Genomic DNA, 16,909 nt, shown 5'->3' on the forward strand with positions numbered 1-16,909 from the left:
ACCGATGCGAACGCACAGGGATCACGGCCGTCGCGGTGTCGGACCGTGTGAACCGGCACCGCCCGTGGCGGATCGGCCGGCAGGCCGCGTCAGGTCTTCGGGGCCAGGCGCTCCTTCCGCCCGACGTGCCGGGCGATGAGGGCGTGCAGCGAGGCGCCGAGGTCGTAGGACCAGTACATGTGGGCCGCGAGCGTCGTGATCACGAAGAGCGCGGCCCCGGCCGCACAGGCCGGCAGCAGCAGCAGGAACGTCAGCACCATCCCGACGGCGGTCCGCTCGGCCAGAGAGGCCTGCGGCCAGGGATCGATCGGCAGGGAGAAGCGTCGTCCGGTGCGCATGGCTGCGACCCTCGATGGTTCGGCATGACGCGGTACAGGCAGTCAACAGCTGTGGCCGTCGGACGTTGCGTCGCCGGAACGGAATTCGGCCGCCCCGTGACGATGCGGCCCGGTCCGACGACGCAACCGAGGGCGCCGATCCGTGTTGCCGGTTCGATCTGTCGACGGTGAGGTGGGTATGGCACGGGTTGCGGTCGTCACTGGGGGCACGGCCGGGATCGGGCTCGCCACGGCCCATGAATTCGCTGCGCGCGGCTGGTCGGTGGCGGTGATCGCACGGGATCCGGGTCGTCTCGCCGCGGTGGAGCGGGCGCTGGCCGCCTACGGCCAGCCGGTCCTGGCGATCGGGGCCGACGTGGCCGATTCGCAGGCCGTGGACGAGGCCGCGGAACGGGTGGAGCGCGAACTCGGCCCGATCCGCGCCTGGGTCAATAACGCCATGTCGACCGTGGTGAGCCCGGCTGATCGGATCACGCCGGACGAATACCGGCGAGTCACCGAGACGACCTATCTCAGCCAGGTCTACGGGACGCTCGCCGCCTTGCGCTACATGAAGCGACGCGATCGCGGCGCGATCATCCAGGTCTCGTCCGGTCTGGCGATCCGGGCGGCGCCGCTGCAGGCGCCCTATTGCGCGGCGAAGTTCGCGGTGTCGGGCTTCACCGACGCCCTGCGCTGCGAGCTGCTGCACGACCGGGTCAATGTCAGCCTCAGCGTGATCTACCTGCCGGCGGTCAACACGCCCCAGTTCAACTGGGCGCGCAACCGCACCGGGCACCGCCAATTCGCGCCGGATCCGGTCTTCGACCCGCGGCTCTGCGCCGAGGCGATCCTGTACGCGGTCGAGCATCCGCGCCGGGAGGTCTGGGTCGGACGCTCGTCGATGATGATGGCCGCAGCGCAGGCGCTGGCGCCGGCGCTCGCCGACCGCAAGGCCGCATCCATGTGGTCGGCGCAGCTCTCCGACGAGACCATTCCCGCCATGGCGGGCAACCTCTACGAGCCTGTGCCCGGTTCCGTCGGGATCGACGGCCGATTCTCCGACAGGACCAAGGCGAGCCGGACCGAGTTCGCCACGAGCCGCACCCGCGATCTCCTGGTCGCCGGCCTCGCCGGGCTGGCGCTGGTCGGGCTCGCCGGCACCGTCCATGCCGCCCGTTCGGCGCGCCGGCTGCCTCAGAGGACCTGACGGCTGCGTCCGAGCGCGCCGCCTGTTACACGATCCGCCTCGAGGAAGGTCCACCACGATGCCCGGCTACCTGCCCTTCGCGGGCGCCCTGAAGCTGCCCGCCTATACCTGCGACAATTGCGGCTTCTGGCAGCGGCACTTCGAGACGCCGGCGGCCTGCCCGATGTGCCTCGACGCCCGCCACGTGGTGCCGCAGGACGGCTGGCGCTTCCGCACCGCCCGCGAGGCGCAGGAGGCGTTCCCCTGTCACTGGCAGGAGCTGGAGCCGGGCGTCTGGCGCTTCTGGAACGAGCCGGTCTCCGGCATCGGGCCCTCCGCCTACCTGATCCAGACCGAGCACGGGAATATGGGTTTCGAGGGCTGCCCGGTCTTCAGCGAGGCCGCCCTCGACCAGATCGCCCGGCTCGGCGGCATGGCGGTCCTCTCGGCCTCGCACCCGCATTCCTACGGGGCGCTGCCGCAGCTCCAGGACCGGTTCGACCCGGAGCTGTGCCTGCCGGCGGCCGACTTCACCTGGAGCGCCGCGCTCCAGGTGAGCTGGCCCTACGACGATTTCCTCGAGCCCCTGCCCGGCTTGGAACTGCACCGGACCGCCGGCCATTTCGACGGCCACGCGGTCCTGTACGACCGGTCGCGGAAGATCTGCTTCTGCGGCGACGCGCTGAAATTCGAACTCGACCCAGACGATTTTCGCCGCGCCACGACGATCTCGGCCCACAAGGCCTTCGTCCGCGGGGTACCGCTCACGCCGAGCGAACTGCGCCGCTACCGCGACGTGTTCGAGCGACTCGACTTCGTCCAGACCTGGACGCCGTTCGAGCCCGCGCGCAATTGCGGGCGGCCTGAGGTCCTGGCCTTGCTCGACCAGCTGATGAGCGGCCGGTCTCACGCGGCTCCGGTGCCGCTCGACGGGCTCCGGCCTCAGGGCCGGTAGAGCGGATCGTTCTCCAGGCGGATCGGCTGGCCGTGGGGCGTGGCCTCCGCGGCCCGCAGGAAGGCCGCGGTCCGCGCCGCGACGGTCTCGGGTCCGGCCACGCCGCGCTCGGCCAGGAGCGCCTCCAGCGTCGCGAGCCACGCGCCGTAATCGGCTGCCTGCTCCGGCGCGCCCGCCGGGCGGATCTCCCGCCCGAGGCGCGCGGCCCATTCCGACCACGTGAACACTCCGACTTCCCGCAGGGCGACCACCAGGGCGAAGACCTGCGCCTCCCAGGGCGCCGCGAAGGCGTTCGGCGACGGATTGGTCACGCGGGCTCCAGATAGGGTTCGAAGGCCGCCACCGTGACGATGCCGCCCGGATCGCCGCTCTCGCCCCACAACTCCTGCGCGGTGAAGGCCACCGTGTAGAGCCATGTCGGGTTCTCGCCCGCCCCGTAGGCGTTGGTGTCGGGGAAGACGAAGACACCGTCGACGCGCACGATCCGGCCGTGCCTGCCCCGGACGTAGCGCGGCAGCCGCGTATGGCCGGTTGGGTGATCATTGCGCGCCCGGATCGCGTCGCCCACCGCGAAACGGGCCGCGGTAGCGGCGGTGCGGCTGCTCGGGAAGCCGGCCCGGAAGCGCTCTTCCAGTCCCTCGCGGTGCAGGACGCGCGCGACAGGCTCGGCCGGGGCCGCGGACTTGCCGGCCTCGATCTCGGCCTGCGTCGCCAATCCGGTGGCGGCGACCTGCTTCTCCAGGGCCTTCAGCCAGATCTCGTAGTAGCTCGCCGCAAGGTACTCCGCGGGCGGCAAGGATTCCCGATTGGCGCGGCTGCCGTCGAGGTTCCACGCACCCGTGTAGCCCATGGCCATCGCCATCGCGAAGACGCGGCGCTCCCAAGGGGCGTGGAAGACCGGCTCCTCCGGCTCCGGCGTCACCGGCCCGAAGCCGTGGCAGCCGCCGAGATCCTGGGCGCCGTTCATACCGGCATCTCCACGGGCGAGGCCGGTATGCCCTTGGGCAGGCCCGTGCCGATCATGGAATCGCGGGTCACGAGGGCGGCCAGCGACTCCTCGGAAAAGCCCTCCGTCTCGGCAGGCCGCATGGGCAGGACCATGTAGCGGGTCTCGGCCGTCGAGTCCCAGACGGTGATGCGGGTGGTTTCCGGCAGCGTCACCCCGAACTCGGCGAGAACGCCGCGCGGGTCGATCACCGCCCGGGCCCGGTAGGGCGGCGCCTTGTACCAGACCGGGGGCAGGCCGAGCACCGGCCACGGGTAGCAGGAGCACAGGGTGCAGACGACGAGGTTGTGCGTCTCCGGCGTGTTCTCGACCACCACCATGTGTTCGCCGCCGCGGCCGCCGATCCCCAGTTCGGCGATGGCCGGCGTGGCGTCGGCCAGGAGTCGCGCTCGGTATGCGGGATCGGTCCAGGCCCGTGCCACGACCCGGGCGCCCGCATGCGGGCCGACCTTGGTCTCGTAGAGTTCGACCAGGGCATCGAGGGCCGCCGGGTCGACATAGCCCTTCTCGGTGAGCAGGGATTCGAGGGCGCGCACCCGGGCCTCCACCGGCGACAAGGCGCTGCCATGGTGATGATCGTGCTGATGATCGTGGTGATCATGCTCATGATCGGCGTGATCGTGGCTCATCCCGCTCTCCTGGCTGCGCGCAGTGTGCATCCCCCGAGGGGGCGGCGCCAGTCCGGCTGCGCGGATCCGATTCGTCCGTCTTGCCGGGCGCTCTGCCTAAATTCCCTGTCACGTTCGGGAGCGTTTGGCATAGGTTCAGAATTTTACCGCTACCGACGTTAGAGCGATTCCAGTAAATCGGTGTTGGAGGCGGAAAGATTCATGACTGATGCTGCTGCGGACCTGCCCGACGCCGTCGTACGTGCCCGGGATGACAGCTACGCCGCAGCCATCGGCCAGCACCTCGTCCTGCCGATCCGCGAGTATTTCCGGGTCGTCGAGCAGGAGCCGCTGCCGGCGCAGCTCGCCGCCTTGGTTACCCGGTTCGAGGTGGCGATCAAGGCGCATGGCGACACGGTGCCCTTCGACTTCCGCGGCGACATCATCAAGGCCTTGCCGGCTCTGCGCACCTTCGCGCTGTCGCTCGTCGGCGATGTGAGCCGCGCCGACGATCTGGTGCAGGAGACCTTCGTGAAGGCCTGGGCGAACCAGCAGAAGTTCCGGCCGGGCACGAACTTCACCGCTTGGCTGTTCACCATCCTGCGCAACCAGTTCTACACGGACCTGCGCAAGACGCGGCGGGAGGTGGAGGATGTGGACGGGACGCATGCGGGTCAGATGAGCAGCCCCTCCGACCAGGAGGATGCCAGCACCCTCAAGGTCGTCTGGGAGCGTCTCGGCGACCTGCCCTCGGCGCAGCGGCAGGCGCTGCTGCTGGTGGGGGCGGAGGGTCACACCTACGAGGAGGCCGCCCTGAAGCTCGGCTGTCAGGTCGGGACCGTCAAGAGCCGGGTGAGCCGGGCCCGGTCGTCGCTGCTCGATACCCTCGGCGTCGTGGTCTCGGGCCAGGCACCGGCTGTCTGAGCTGGCGGCTCGGCGGCAGGCCGGTCCGGCTGATTGGTCTTCGGCGCTAAGGCGATCGTAAGCCGTGGCCGCGTAGGCTCATGGCGATCTCCGCGACGGGCCGCGCGCATGGACGCTTCGTCTCAAGACGGCGGAAGCGCCGCGCACCGGGGGCTGGCGCACCCGGTGGTCATCGCCTTCGGTCTTTGCCTCCTCGGACTCGCTTGCTCCTGGGCCATCTGGCGGCTCGGTCTCGTCACCGAGGATTCCGCCTGGATGAGCGCGTTCCTCTGTGCCGTCGTCTTTCTCAGCTTTCTGTCGGTCTGGTTCAGAGCGCTGATCTTGAACCTGAAGGCGTTCTGGGCACTCGGCGTCTGGATCTGGACTCTCTTCGCCCGCTGATGCCCGGTGCAGGGCGGAGCGGCGGACGTGTTCCTTTCGCCGCGCCGTCCCGTGAGCCGGTAATGGAGCCGGCGGCACGCGTCCGAACGCCCCTCACATCGGCGGCCGGCGCAGGTGCCAGTCGGTCGCCCGCTGGTAGGCCTGTCCGATCCGCAAAGCCGTTGCCTCTTCGTATCCCCGGCAGACGATCTGCAGCGAGAGCGGCAGGCCGGAGCCGGTGAAGCCGTTCGGCAGAGCCAGGGCACAGAGGTCGAGCAGGTTGCCGAAGCGGGTGAAGCGCGACGGCAGGTGCGCCTCGTCGACGGCGGCGAGGGTCACGGCTGCGCTCTCGGTGGTCGGCGTCAGCAGGGCGTCGATCCCCTCGAGGACGGCAGCGTATTGCTCTTTCATCGCGGCCCGCCGGTGAAGTGTGCCGAGGTACGCCTGGGCCGAGACCGTCGCGCCGGCCAGGATCCGCCCCCGCACGGCGTCGCCGAGTTGCGCGGACGGATCCTCCGCCAGGCTCCCATTGACGAAGTAGGCCTCCGCGTTGGTGATCTCGGTCAGCGCCATGCAGTCGCTGAACCGGAACGGCAGAGCGACATCCACGATCTCCGCCCCCTGCCCGGCCAGGAGGTCCAGGGCCGCGTCGTAGGCGGCCAGCATGTCGGGGGCGACCCCGTCCCGTTCCGAGGCCGGCATCCGGCCGAGGCGCAGACCGCGGACGCCGCGGTTGAGCGTGGACCAGGGGGCCTCCGGCTGGATCCCGCGGGTGGTCGGATCGCGGGGATCGGGGCCGGAGATCGCCTCGTAGAGAAGCGCGGCATCCTCCACGGTGCGGGCCAGCGGTCCGGGCGTATCGAGGGTCATAGACAGCGGCACGATCCCCCAGGTCGAGACGCGCCCGACCGTCACCTTGAGCCCCGTCAGCCCGCAGAAGGCGGCCGGCAGGCGCACCGATCCGCCGGTGTCGGTGCCTATGCCCCAGGGGGCCATCCGGGCCGCCACCGAAACGCCGGTGCCGCTGCTCGAGCCGCCGGGGGTGCGCGGCGTCTCGGTGTCCCAGGGATTCCACGGTGTGCCGAGATGCTGGTTCGTGCCCCAGCCGCCATAGGCGAACTCCACCGTGTGGGTCTTGCCGAGCACGATCATGCCCTGGCCGATGAGGCGCTTGGCGATCGTCGCGGTGCGCTCCGCCCGCCGGGCCCGGTGGGCGGCCGAGCCGCCCATGGTGATCCGGCCCTCCAGGTCGATCAGGTCCTTGAGCACGACGGGGACGCCATGGAGCGGCCCCACGGCATGGCCCGACCGGATCGCCCGGTCGGCGCCCTCGGCGGCGAGGCGGGCATCGGCGGCGAAGACCTCCGTGAAGGCCTGGAGCTTGGGCTCCAGCCGGTCGATCCGTCCGAGAAGGGCATCGACGGCCTCGACCGGCGAGAGCGTCCGCCCCTGGATCGCCCGGGCGAGTTCGGCCGCGGAGGCGTGTATGGGATCGATGTCGGACATGGGTTCTACTGCACGCTGACGAGGGTGAGATCGACGAACCAGGATTGCGGCGAGACGAAACCGTGGATCTTCTTGGACATCCCGCGGGGATTGAGGTCGTGGACGACGAACAGCCAGGGCGGGTTGTCCACCAGGCGCTCGTGGGCGGTCTTGGTCTGCGCGTCGATCACCTTGGCGTCGGTGGTCTCGGCAAGCGCCTTCAGGGCCGTGTCGAACGGGTCATCCTTCCAGTTGGGGAAGTTGAAGCCGTTGGGCGGGAACCGGTCGCCCGCGAAGTAGCGGGCCATGACGGCGGGATCCGACGAGGGCGAGGAGACATTGAGCGCCATCGCCCCCTGAAGGTTCGGCGCGTCGGGGAGCGCCCGGGCGGCGTTCAGCAGCACCTGCCATTCGACGACGTTGAAGGTCAGATCGACGTTGCAGGCCTGCTTCAGGTTCTCCTGCAGGTACTCGTTCATCGGCATCGGCAGCATCTGCCCCGAGCCGGAGGAGGAGATCATCACCTTGAGGCTGAGCGGCTTCTTGTCGGTGAAGCCGGCCTCGGCCAGCAGCGCCTTCCCCTTGGCGGCGTCGAAGGTGTAGCGGTTCTTCGGGTTGCCGAAATTCGGGTCCTTGTCGTTCAGCCACCCCGTCGCCGGCTCGGCGGTCCCGTTGAGGAGTTCGACGATGCCCGCCCGGTCGATGCAGTAGTTCAGGCCCTGCCGGACGCGCACATCCTTCAGCGGGCTGTCCTTGGCGCCGATGTTGAAGAGGTAGGGCCAGACATGCGGGTATGAGCCCGTGGTGATCGTGAAGCCCGCCTGTTTCAGCGACGGGATCGCGTCGGGCGCCGGTACCTCGATCCAGTCGACCTGGCCGGCCCGGAGGGCCGCGACCCGGGCATTCGCCTCCGGGATCGGCAGCAGCCGGACCTTGTCGACCTTGGCCATCCGGTCCGGGTCCCAGTAGCCGTCGAACTTGGCGAGATCGACCGCCTCCCGCGGGGCCACGCGGGTGATCCTGAACGGGCCCGTGCCGGCTGCCGGCAGCGCCGCGACCTTGCTCCAGTCGCGCCCCGCCTTCTCGAAGGAGGTGGGCGAGGTGAAGAGCACGTAGACCACCATGTAGGGGAAGTACGAGGCGACCTGCGTGGTGGTGATCTGCACGGTCGAATCGTCGATCTTCCTGTAGCTCCCGACGAGCGGCGCCCGCGCCCGTGTGATGCCGGCGCCCTGGGCCTCGAATTGCGGGCTGTCGTTCTTGAAGTAGCGGTCGAGATTCCAGATCACCGCGTCGGCGTTGAACGGCGTCCCGTCATGGAACTTCACGCCCTGGCGCAGGTGGAAGGTCCAGACCGCCTTGTCGTTCGGATCCTGCTCCCAGCGCTCGGCCAAAGCCGGGATGAGCCCGGCGAGCTTGGTGGTGCTCTTGAGATCCCACTGCACCAGCCCCTCGAAGATCGGGTAGCCGAGGAAGCGCATCCCCTCGAAGCCGTTGTTGGGCATGCCCGTCGTGGTGGGGATGTCGCTCGCCGTCATGGCGATGCGCAGGACGCTCTCGGCGCTGGCCGATCCCGTCAGGGCCACGGAACCCGCCAGGGCGGCGGCAATCAGGCGGCGAAATGTCATCCGGATCCCAATCGTCGTAGTTGCGGCGCGCCAAGCGCAATTCCCGCGCCACGCTCAAGTTTAGGTCCTGCGTTCGGCGAACAGAAGATGCCGGACTTCGCCTCTTGCGCGTGGCGTCAGCCGCGTCACGATAATAAAAAATGCGATTCGCCGGCCAACTCGGCGGCACCGCGAGGGAGACACCCGTGACCGACGAGACGCCGCGCGCCATCAACGGGGCCGAGAGCTTGGTCCGGACCCTTGTCGAGGGCGGGGTCGAGGTGTGCTTCACCAATCCCGGCACGTCCGAGATGCATTTCGTCGCCGCCCTCGACCGGGTCGAGGGGATGCGCTGCGTCCTGTTCCTGTTCGAGGGCGGGGCGACGGGTGCCGCCGACGGCTACGCCCGCATGGCCGACAAGCCGGCCTCGACCCTGCTCCATCTCGGGCCGGGCCTCGCCAACGGATTGGCCAACCTCCACAACGCCAAGAAGGCACGCACCCCCGTCGTCAACATCGTCGGCGAGCACGCGACCTACCATCGGGAATACAACGCGCCGCTCACCTCCGACATCGAGGGGCTGGCCCATCCGATGTCGTCCTGGGTGCGGACCGGGATGAGCGCGACCGAGATCGGCTCCGACGGCGCCGCCGCCATCGCGGCCGCCCGTACCGCCCCGGGTCAGGTCGCGACGCTGATCCTGCCGGCCAACACCGCCTGGGATCCCGGCACCGGACCCGCGCCCGTGCCGCCGATCCCCGAGCGTGCGCGGGCGAGCGACGACGCGATCGCGGCGGCCGTGGAGGCGCTCCTGAGCGGCGAGCCGGTGCTCCTGCATCTCGGCGACCGGGCAGTCCGGAACGAGGGCCGGGTGATCGCCGACCGGATCGCCCGCAAGACCGGCGCGCAGCTGATGGCCATGACGTCGAATGCCCGGATCGACCGCGGCGCCGGCACCGTGCCGATCGAGCGCCTGCCCTACCCGATCGACCAGGGCATCGCGGCCCTGAAGGACTTCTGCCACATCATCCTGATCGGCGCGACCCCGCCGGTGGGCTTCTTCGCCTACCCGGGCAAGCCGAGCCTGCTGGCGCCGGAGGGCAGCACCACGATCACGCTGGCGACGCCCGAGGAGGACCAGATCGACGCCCTCGAGCGGCTCGCCGAGGCCGTCGCGGCCCCGCCCGCCGAACCGGTCGCCGTCGGCCCGCGGCCGAAGCTCCCGACCTCAGGTCCGCTGGACCAGGACACGATCGGGCAGGTGCTCGGCGCGCTGATCCCCGAGGGCGCGGTGATCTGCGACGAGTCGATCACGACGGGGCGCAACTTCTTCGCCCTGACCCGGGATGCCGCGCCCCATACCTGGCTCCAGCTCAGCGGCGGGTCGATCGGCCTCGGCATCCCGATGGCGACCGGCGCGGCCGTGGCCTGCCCCGATCGCAAGGTCATCAACCTGCAGGCGGACGGCAGCGGTCTCTACACGGTGCAGGCGCTCTGGACCCAGGCCCGCGAGCGCCTCGACGTGGTGACGCTCGTCTGGTCGAACCGCTCCTACGCGATCCTGCGGGCGGAGCTCGCCAATGTCGGCGCGCTCAATCCCGGCCCGAAGGCGCTCGGCATGCTGAGCCTCGACGATCCGGCGGTGGATTGGGTGAGCCTCGCCCGAGGATTCGGGGTCGCGGGGCGGCGGGTCGAGACCCTGCCCGACTTCATCGCGGCGTTCGAGCACGCGCTGGCCAATCCGGGTCCGCACCTCATCGAAGTGGCTCTGTGAGCGGCGCGACCTATCCCCTCCCCGGCCTCGACGCGTCGGTGGAGATCCGCCTCGACCGCTGGGGGCTGGCGCATATCCGCGCCGGCACGGCGCTCGACGCCTTTCGGGCGCAGGGGTTCAACGCGGCCCGGGACCGGCTCTGGCAGCTCGACCTCTGGCGCAAGCGCGGCCTCGGCCTGCTGGCGGCGGATTTCGGGCCCGGCTACCTCGCCCAGGATCGCGCGGCCCGGCTGTTCCTCTACCGCGGTGACATGGCGGCCGAGTGGGCGGCCTACGGGCCGCAGGACACGCGGGCGATCGTCGCGGCATTCGTGGCGGGGATCAACGCCTACGTCGCCCTGACCGAGGCGCGTCCCGAGCTGCGCCCGCCGGAATTCGCCGTGACGGACACGCGCCCGGCCCTGTGGCAGCCGGAGGACGTGGTGCGCATCCGCAGCCACGGGCTGATCCGCAACGTCCTGTCCGAGGTCGCCCGCGCACGGGTGCTCGCCCGTGCGGAGAGCCGGGCAGACGGGCTCGACGCGGACGACCTGCGCAAGCGGATCAGCCCGCCCCACGAACCCATCGTCCCGGACGGTTTCGGCGCCGTCGATTGGCCGGACGATCTCCTCGACGACTTCCGACTGGCCACGGCGACGGTGGGGTTCAGCCCGGACCGGATGGCGGCGACCCGCGCGGAGGCCTGGGACTGGTCCAAAGTCGACGCGCACGGAGCCGTCACGCGCGGCCCCCGCAGCGTGCCGAAGGAGCCGGCCGAGGGCTCGAACAACTGGGCGGTGGCGCCGTCCCGCACTGCCACCGGACGGCCGATCCTAGCGAGCGATCCGCACCGGGTCTACCTGCAGCCCTCGCTGCGCTACGCCGTGCACCTGACCGCCCCGGGGCTCGACGTGATCGGGGCCGGCGAGCCGGCCCTGCCCGGCATCTCCATCGGCCATAACGGCCAGGCCGCCTTCAGCCTCACCATCGCGCCGATGGACCAGGAGGATCTCTTCGTCTGCGAGACCGACCCGGCCGATCCCGATCGCTACCGCTCCGGCGACGGTTGGGCGCCGATCATGCGCATCACGGAGCGGATCCCGGTGCGCGGCGGACCGGACGAGACCGTCATCCTCGGCTTCACCCGGCACGGGCCTGTGCTTCGCGAGGACCGCGGCCGCGCCTTCGCGCTGCGGACCGTCTGGTCGGAGCCCGGCGCTGCCGCCTATCTCGGCAGCCTCGCCTATCTCGGCGCCACGACGCCCGAGGCCTTCGGCGAGGCCCTGCGCCATTGGTCGGCGCCCTCGGTGAACCAGCTCTACGCCGACACCGCGGGGCACATCGCGTGGTTCATGGCCGGCAAGGCGCCGGTCCGGCTCGGCCATGACGGATTGCTGCCGGTGCCGGGCGACGGCCGCTACGATTGGGCCGGATTCCACGATCCCGGCGCCCTGCCCCGGAGCGTCGATCCGGCCTCGGGCTGGCTCGCCACCGCCAACGAGATGAACCTGCCGCCGGACTACCCCGCGGAAGATCGGAAGGTCGGGTTCGAATGGGCTGAGCCCTGGCGCGCCCGCCGTATCCGCGCGGTGCTCGGCGAGCAGGACCGGCACAGCCTCGCCGACTCGCAGGCGCTCCAGGGGGATGTCGTCTCCGAGCCGGCCCGGCGGCTGGCCGATCTGGTGCGGGCCCTGCCGGCGGCGGGCGATCCCGATGTCGCCGCGGCCCAGGCCGTGCTGGCGTCGTTCGACGGCGCCCTGCACCACGGCTCCGCGGCGGCGGCCCTGATCGAGGTGGTCTGGGTCCGGCACCTCCGCCCGGCCCTGCTCGCGGCGCTGGTGCCCGATCCGGGGACGCGGCGCCTGCTGCCGCCCGGCGACACGCAGAGCCTGATCGAGCGGCTGGAGACCGGTCTCGACCCGACGGCGTGCGCGGCGCTGCTCACCGACGCCCTCGCCGCCGCCTACCGCACCTGCCGGGAGCGGATGGGCGCCGATCCGGCGGGCTGGTCCTGGGGCCGCCTGCACCACGCGCTGTTCGCGCATCCGCTGACCGCCCTGAGGCCCGATTGCCGCTGGGATATCGGTCCGCTGCCCGTGGGCGGAGCCGCGGCATCGGTCATGCACGCGGAGTACCGGACCGACACGTTCCGGCTCACCCACGGCGCCTCGTTCCGCATGGTCGTGGATGTGGGGGACTGGGACCGTTCGGTCTTCATCAACGTGCCGGGCCAGTCTGGAGACCCCGCAAGCCCGCACTACGCCGATCTGGCCCCGGTCTGGGGGCGCCAGGACTATGTGCCGATGCTCTACGGCCGCGCGGCCGTGGACGCGGCCACCGAGACGGTGATCACGCTGACCCCGAGCCCCGCCTGACCCGGCGGCCGGGACGGATTGGGACAGGACCTTGAAGATCTTCATCGCGGGTCTCGCCACAGAGACCAACACCTTCGCGCCCTTGCCCACCGGACAAGCGGCGTTTCACGCCGACTACGCCCGCCGCGACGGCAGCCGGAACCCGCCGAGCCTCAGCAATATCGGCCTCAAGGCCTGGCGCACGCTGGCCGAGGCGGACGGGCATGCGGTGGTCGAGAGCCTCTCGACCTTCGCGCAGCCCGGCGGCATCACCCTGCGGGCCGTCTACGAGGCGCTGCGCGACACCCTGCTGGAGGACCTGAAGGCGGCGATGCCGGTGGACGCGGTGCTGCTGTTCATGCACGGCGCCATGGTGGCGGAGGGCTATGACGACTGCGAGGGCGACATCCTGGAGCGGGTCCGCGCCATCGTCGGGCCGGACGCCACGATCGGCGTCGAGCTCGACCTCCACTGCCATCTCACCGAGACGATGCGGACCAACGCCGACGTCATCGTGATCTACAAGGAATACCCGCACACCGACATCGTCGACCGCGCCCGCGACCTGTATCCGTTGGTCGTCAAGACGGTGTCGAAGGACATCCGGCCGGTGATGGCGTACGCCGACTGCCGGATCGTCAACATGTGGCGCACCAGCCGCGAGCCGGTCGCGGGCTTCGTGCGCCGGATGGAGTCCCTGGAGGGGCGCGACGGCATCCTGTCGGTCTCCTTCGGGCACGGCTTCCCCTGGGGCGACGTGGCGGATGTCGGTGCCAAGATGCTGGTCGTCGCCGACGGTGATGCCGGCAAGGCGCAGGCGCTGGCCGATGAGCTGGCCGGCGCGGTCTGGGCGATGCGGGAGGAGGCCGCGAGCCGCTGCGATACGATCGACGCGGCCATCGATTTCGCCCTCGCCTCCGCCGACCCGCGCCCGATGGTCCTCGCCGACTTCGCCGACAATGCCGGCGCGGGCGCGCCTTCGGACAACACCGCGATCCTCGCCCGCCTCGCAGAGCGGGGCGTCAAGGACGTGGCCCTCGGCCTGATCTGGGATCCCGGGGCGGTCGGCATCTGCCACGAGGCCGGGCTCGGGGCGTCTTTCACCCTGCGGATCGGCGGCAAGTGCGGCGTGACCTCCGGGAACCCGGTGGACCTGCGCGTCACGGTGCGCGGCCTGTCCGACAACCACAGCCAGACCGGCCTCAGCGGCGGCCACGCCCATCTCGGCCCCGCGGCCTGGGTCGAGGCGGACGGGATCCACGTGGTGCTGACCCACAAGCGCCAGCAGGCCTTCGCGCCCGACGCGTTCACGGGTCTCGGCCTCACCCTCGACGACAAGCGGATGGTTGTGGTGAAGTCGATGCAGCATTTCTACGCCGCCTTCGCGCCGATCGCGAGCGAGGTCCGCTACGTCGCGGCGCCCGGCGCCGTTCCGCCGGATTACGGCGCGATCCCCTACACCAAGCGGTCGGGCCTCTACTGGCCGCGGGTCGCCGATCCGTTCGCCGAGGAGAAAGCCCGATGATTCCGGATCTGCGCTTCGACGCTCAGGACATCCTCGCGACCCTGCAGCCCTGGGTCCTGTGCGAGAGTCCCACCCACGACGCGGCGGCGGTCAATCGGATGATGAGCGTCGCCGCCCGCGATCTCGCGCTCCTCGGGGCGACCGTCGAGACGATCCCGGGCCGCATGGGCCTGAGCGACTGCGTCCGCGCGCGGTTCCCGCACCGGGACCGCGACCGGCCCGGCATTCTGGTGCTCGGCCATCTCGACACGGTGCATCCGGTCGGCACCCTCGGAAGCCTGCCCTGGCGGATCGAGGGCGACCGCGCCTACGGCCCGGGCATCCTCGACATGAAGGGGGGCAACGTCATCGCCCTGGCGGCGATCCGCGCCCTGGCGGCGGCCGGGATCGAGACGCCGCTGCCGGTGACCGTCCTGTTCACCGGCGACGAGGAGGTCGGCAGCCCCTCGACCCGCGACCTGATCGAGGCTGAGGCGGCCCGCCACGCCGTCGTGCTGGTGCCCGAACCCGGGCAGCCCGACAACGGCGTGGTCACCGGTCGCTACGCCATCGCCCGCTTCGACCTCGAGGCCCTGGGCCGTCCGAGCCATGCCGGCGCCTCGCCCCACGAGGGGCGCTCGGCGATCCGCGCGATGGCGCGCAAGATCCTCGCGATCGATGGGCTCTCGGACGCCGACTGCACCGTCTCCACCGGGATCGTGTCGGGCGGGCAGTGGGTGAACTGCGTCCCGACCGTCTGCCGCGGGCAGGCGCTCAGCATGGCCAAGCGCCAGGCCGACCTCGACCGCGGCGTCGAGCGGATGCTGGCGCTGTCGGGGGAGGAGGACGGCGTCCGCTTCACCGTGACCCGGGGCGTGACCCGGCCGGTCTGGGAGCCGGATGCGGGCTGCATGGCGCTCTACGAGCAGGCGCGTGCCCTGAGCGAGGCGCTCGGCCAGCCCCTGCCCCATCGCAGTGCCGGCGGCGGCTCGGACGGCAACTTCACCGGCGCCAACGGTATCCCGACCCTCGACGGGCTCGGGCCGCTGGGCCAAGGCTACCACACCCTGGAGGAGCACGTGCTGATCGAGACCCTGCCGCAGCGGGCGCGGCTGTTCGCGGCCCTGCTGGCAAACCTCGGAGCCGCAGGCCGGGCCTGAGCCCGGCCGGCGTGATGTCAGGCGCGGACCCGGCCGAGTGCCGCGATCGCGACGGCACCCCCGGCAGGCCCCCCGCCGTGCCGCCGCGGACGAAGCCCGCCAGGGCGAGGAGCGGACCTGACGGCGCGGTCGGCAGACCGGTCAGGGGCTTCACACGCACCCGCCTGTGGCGATCCGCGACCCGTCGCGACTCCTGCAGCCGATCGTCGGACCGGCAGGCCTGCCACTTTTCGGGTCCGGACAGGGGCGGCCCGGCGTCAGACCGGGTCGACCGGCATCTCCGGCACGCCTCCGGCCTCGATCGCCGCGCCGGCCGCGAGGCATAGGTCTTCCCGGAAGCGGGCGGCGACCAGTTGCACCCCGACAGGGGTCCGTCCGACGAGGCCGGTCGTCACGGTGAGCGCCGGGACCCCGATCGGTGCCAGTCCCACCTGCAGCAGGTTCGCCTCGAAGGCCCGGGCGACGCCGGCATCCCCGGTGCGGTCGAGCCCGTCGGGGAAGGGCAGCTCGCCCGAGACCGGGACCAGAAGCACAGGGTTCTCGGCAAGGAACAGCGACCATTCCCGTGCCAGCGTCGCGCGCCGGGTGAGCGCCCGGGCGATGGCGTCGGGCGCCATCGCCTCGGCCCGCGACCGGAAGCTCTCCAGGAGCCCGATGGCCGCCGGATCCCCTTCCCGCTCCGCCGCAGCCCGGACCGCCGCGTAGCCGTCACCGAGCCAGAGCTGGAGCTGGAGTTCGCTGGCTTCCCGGATCGGCGGGGTGTCGGCAATCTCCGTGACCGTCCATCCGGCCTCGGCCAGGCGGCGCGCGGCCTCGCGCAGGGCGGCTTCGACCTCCGGGGCAGTGGCGAGGCCCCCAGGCCGCACGCACAGGGCGACCTGGCGTGGCACGGACGGCCCTTCCAGCGGCGCCGGCACCCACCATGGATCGCGCGGATCCGGGGCCGCCATGACTTCGAGGCCGAGGCGAAGATCCGCGATGCTGCGGGCGAGCGGCCCCGAGACCGCCATGAGTTGGGGACCGATCCCGCGCTCGGGCGAGGACGGATTCCAGGCGGGGATCCGGCCCAGGCTCGGACGCAGCCCGTGCACGCCGCAGGCATAGGCTGGATAGCGCACCGATCCGGCAATGTCGGTGCCGTGGGCGATCGCGCCGATCCCGGCCGCCACAGCCGCGCCCGCGCCTCCGGACGAGCCGCCGGGCGTCAGAGCCGGATCGCGCGGATTCTTGGTGTCGCCGTGGAGCTGGTTGGTGGTGAACCAGCGCAGCGAGAAGGCGGGCGTGTTGGTCCGACCGAGCAGCACCGCGCCGGCCCGGCGAAAATTGGCGACCACGGGATTGTCGTCCGTCGCCACGAGGTCGCGCTGGAGACGCAGCCCGTTCGTCGTCGCGAAGCCCTGCTGGTCGGCGTTGACCTTGATGGTGACCGGGACACCCGCGAGCGGGCCGGGCGCCTCACCCCGAGCCCGGGCGGCGTCCACCGTGTCGGCCTGCGCCAGCACATCCTCCGGGCGGTGCTCGACCACGGCGTTGATCCGCCCATTGACCGTCTCGAGCCGGTCGAGGGCGTCCCGCGCGACCTCCCGGGCCGAAACTTGGCCGGTGCGGATCAGGGCCGCGAGGTCGGTCGCCGTCAGACGCCAGAGCTGCATGGGGGTTCCTTTCGCGCGCCCGGACGGGCGGGGT

General features: G+C 71.3%; 15 protein-coding genes. 8 read left to right on the forward strand and 7 right to left on the reverse strand.

The window, feature by feature from the left end; all coding sequences use genetic code 11:
• Positions 1–89 precede the first annotated feature (89 nt).
• A complete protein-coding gene (locus tag A3862_RS26540) occupies positions 90–338 on the reverse strand; it encodes a hypothetical protein (RefSeq protein ID WP_043354976.1) in 249 nt (82 codons plus the stop codon).
• A gap of 178 nt (positions 339–516) precedes the next feature.
• Between A3862_RS26540 and A3862_RS26545 the strand changes: the two genes are divergently transcribed.
• Positions 517–1,527, forward strand: coding sequence for an SDR family oxidoreductase (locus tag A3862_RS26545; RefSeq protein ID WP_043756025.1), 1,011 nt, complete (start codon positions 517–519; stop codon positions 1,525–1,527).
• Positions 1,528–1,585: 58 nt separating this feature from the next.
• Entirely contained in the window at positions 1,586–2,461 is an 876-nt protein-coding gene (locus A3862_RS26550) for an MBL fold metallo-hydrolase (protein ID WP_043756023.1), read from the forward strand.
• Here the strand turns inward: A3862_RS26550 and A3862_RS26555 are convergent.
• From A3862_RS26555 to nthA, 3 genes are read right to left on the reverse strand one after another with little or no spacing between them, the layout of a single operon-like run.
• On the reverse strand, positions 2,449–2,772 hold the full coding sequence (locus A3862_RS26555; protein WP_043756021.1) for a nitrile hydratase accessory protein: 324 nt from the start codon (positions 2,770–2,772) through the stop codon (positions 2,449–2,451). The two genes, A3862_RS26550 and A3862_RS26555, sit on opposite strands and share 13 nt — an antisense overlap.
• Entirely contained in the window at positions 2,769–3,428 is a 660-nt protein-coding gene (gene nthB, locus A3862_RS26560; RefSeq protein WP_043756018.1) for a nitrile hydratase subunit beta, read from the reverse strand. The genes A3862_RS26555 and nthB overlap by 4 nt, the downstream gene beginning before the upstream one ends.
• The gene (nthA, locus tag A3862_RS26565) at positions 3,425–4,096 is read right to left on the reverse strand and encodes a nitrile hydratase subunit alpha (protein ID WP_043388828.1); all 672 of its coding nucleotides are present in this window, start codon (positions 4,094–4,096) and stop codon (positions 3,425–3,427) included. Before nthA ends, nthB begins: the two co-directional genes overlap by 4 nt.
• 201 nt (positions 4,097–4,297) lie before the next feature.
• Between nthA and A3862_RS26570 the strand changes: the two genes are divergently transcribed.
• Together A3862_RS26570 and A3862_RS26575 are read left to right on the forward strand one after the other, a co-directional pair.
• Positions 4,298–4,999 carry a sigma-70 family RNA polymerase sigma factor gene (locus tag A3862_RS26570; RefSeq protein ID WP_043358038.1) on the forward strand — a complete coding sequence of 234 codons (702 nt, stop codon included), beginning with the start codon at positions 4,298–4,300 and terminating at the stop codon, positions 4,997–4,999.
• Between the two features lie 108 nt (positions 5,000–5,107).
• Complete coding sequence (locus A3862_RS26575) at positions 5,108–5,380, forward strand: hypothetical protein (protein ID WP_124263020.1); 273 nt, start codon at positions 5,108–5,110, stop codon at positions 5,378–5,380.
• A gap of 93 nt (positions 5,381–5,473) precedes the next feature.
• On the opposite strand, the gene A3862_RS26580 is transcribed toward A3862_RS26575, so the two are convergent.
• On the reverse strand, positions 5,474–6,865 hold the full coding sequence (locus A3862_RS26580) for an amidase (protein ID WP_043756014.1): 1,392 nt from the start codon (positions 6,863–6,865) through the stop codon (positions 5,474–5,476).
• 5 nt (positions 6,866–6,870) lie between these two features.
• Positions 6,871–8,472, reverse strand: a complete 1,602-nt coding sequence (locus A3862_RS26585; protein ID WP_052083552.1) for an ABC transporter substrate-binding protein — start codon at positions 8,470–8,472, stop codon at positions 6,871–6,873.
• 209 nt (positions 8,473–8,681) lie between these two features.
• On the opposite strand from A3862_RS26585, the gene A3862_RS26590 reads away from it, so the two are divergent.
• The 4 genes from A3862_RS26590 to A3862_RS26605 are packed head-to-tail and all read left to right on the forward strand — an operon-like array spanning position 8,682 to position 15,223.
• A complete protein-coding gene (locus A3862_RS26590; protein ID WP_043760809.1) occupies positions 8,682–10,226 on the forward strand; it encodes an acetolactate synthase large subunit in 1,545 nt (514 codons plus the stop codon).
• Positions 10,223–12,580 carry a penicillin acylase family protein gene (locus A3862_RS26595; protein WP_043756010.1) on the forward strand — a complete coding sequence of 786 codons (2,358 nt, stop codon included), beginning with the start codon at positions 10,223–10,225 and terminating at the stop codon, positions 12,578–12,580. Before A3862_RS26590 ends, A3862_RS26595 begins: the two co-directional genes overlap by 4 nt.
• Before the next feature lie 31 nt (positions 12,581–12,611).
• Complete coding sequence (locus A3862_RS26600; RefSeq protein WP_043756009.1) at positions 12,612–14,084, forward strand: M81 family metallopeptidase; 1,473 nt, start codon at positions 12,612–12,614, stop codon at positions 14,082–14,084.
• Complete coding sequence (locus tag A3862_RS26605; protein WP_043756007.1) at positions 14,081–15,223, forward strand: M20/M25/M40 family metallo-hydrolase; 1,143 nt, start codon at positions 14,081–14,083, stop codon at positions 15,221–15,223. Before A3862_RS26600 ends, A3862_RS26605 begins: the two co-directional genes overlap by 4 nt.
• A gap of 257 nt (positions 15,224–15,480) precedes the next feature.
• Here A3862_RS26605 and A3862_RS26615 read toward each other — a convergent pair whose 3' ends face one another.
• Positions 15,481–16,875 carry an amidase family protein gene (locus A3862_RS26615; RefSeq protein ID WP_043756004.1) on the reverse strand — a complete coding sequence of 465 codons (1,395 nt, stop codon included), beginning with the start codon at positions 16,873–16,875 and terminating at the stop codon, positions 15,481–15,483.
• Positions 16,876–16,909: the final 34 nt, after the last annotated feature.

The sequence above is a fragment of the Methylobacterium sp. XJLW genome (assembly GCF_003254375.1).
Lineage (GTDB): Bacteria > Pseudomonadota > Alphaproteobacteria > Rhizobiales > Beijerinckiaceae > Methylobacterium > Methylobacterium fujisawaense.

Bases quoted from the DNA above. Each gene is read 5' to 3' on its own strand.
- A3862_RS26540 (WP_043354976.1), bottom strand. From the start codon at position 338: ATGCGCACCGGACGACGCTTCTCCCTGCCGATCGATCCCTGGCCGCAG.
- A3862_RS26545 (WP_043756025.1), top strand. From the start codon at position 517: ATGGCACGGGTTGCGGTCGTCACTGGGGGCACGGCCGGGATCGGGCTC.
- A3862_RS26550 (WP_043756023.1), top strand. From the start codon at position 1,586: ATGCCCGGCTACCTGCCCTTCGCGGGCGCCCTGAAGCTGCCCGCCTAT.
- nthB (WP_043756018.1), bottom strand. From the start codon at position 3,428: ATGAACGGCGCCCAGGATCTCGGCGGCTGCCACGGCTTCGGGCCGGTG.
- nthA (WP_043388828.1), bottom strand. From the start codon at position 4,096: ATGAGCCACGATCACGCCGATCATGAGCATGATCACCACGATCATCAG.
- A3862_RS26570 (WP_043358038.1), top strand. From the start codon at position 4,298: ATGACTGATGCTGCTGCGGACCTGCCCGACGCCGTCGTACGTGCCCGG.
- A3862_RS26575 (WP_124263020.1), top strand. From the start codon at position 5,108: ATGGACGCTTCGTCTCAAGACGGCGGAAGCGCCGCGCACCGGGGGCTG.
- A3862_RS26580 (WP_043756014.1), bottom strand. From the start codon at position 6,865: ATGTCCGACATCGATCCCATACACGCCTCCGCGGCCGAACTCGCCCGG.
- A3862_RS26585 (WP_052083552.1), bottom strand. From the start codon at position 8,472: ATGACATTTCGCCGCCTGATTGCCGCCGCCCTGGCGGGTTCCGTGGCC.
- A3862_RS26605 (WP_043756007.1), top strand. From the start codon at position 14,081: ATGATTCCGGATCTGCGCTTCGACGCTCAGGACATCCTCGCGACCCTG.
- A3862_RS26615 (WP_043756004.1), bottom strand. From the start codon at position 16,875: ATGCAGCTCTGGCGTCTGACGGCGACCGACCTCGCGGCCCTGATCCGC.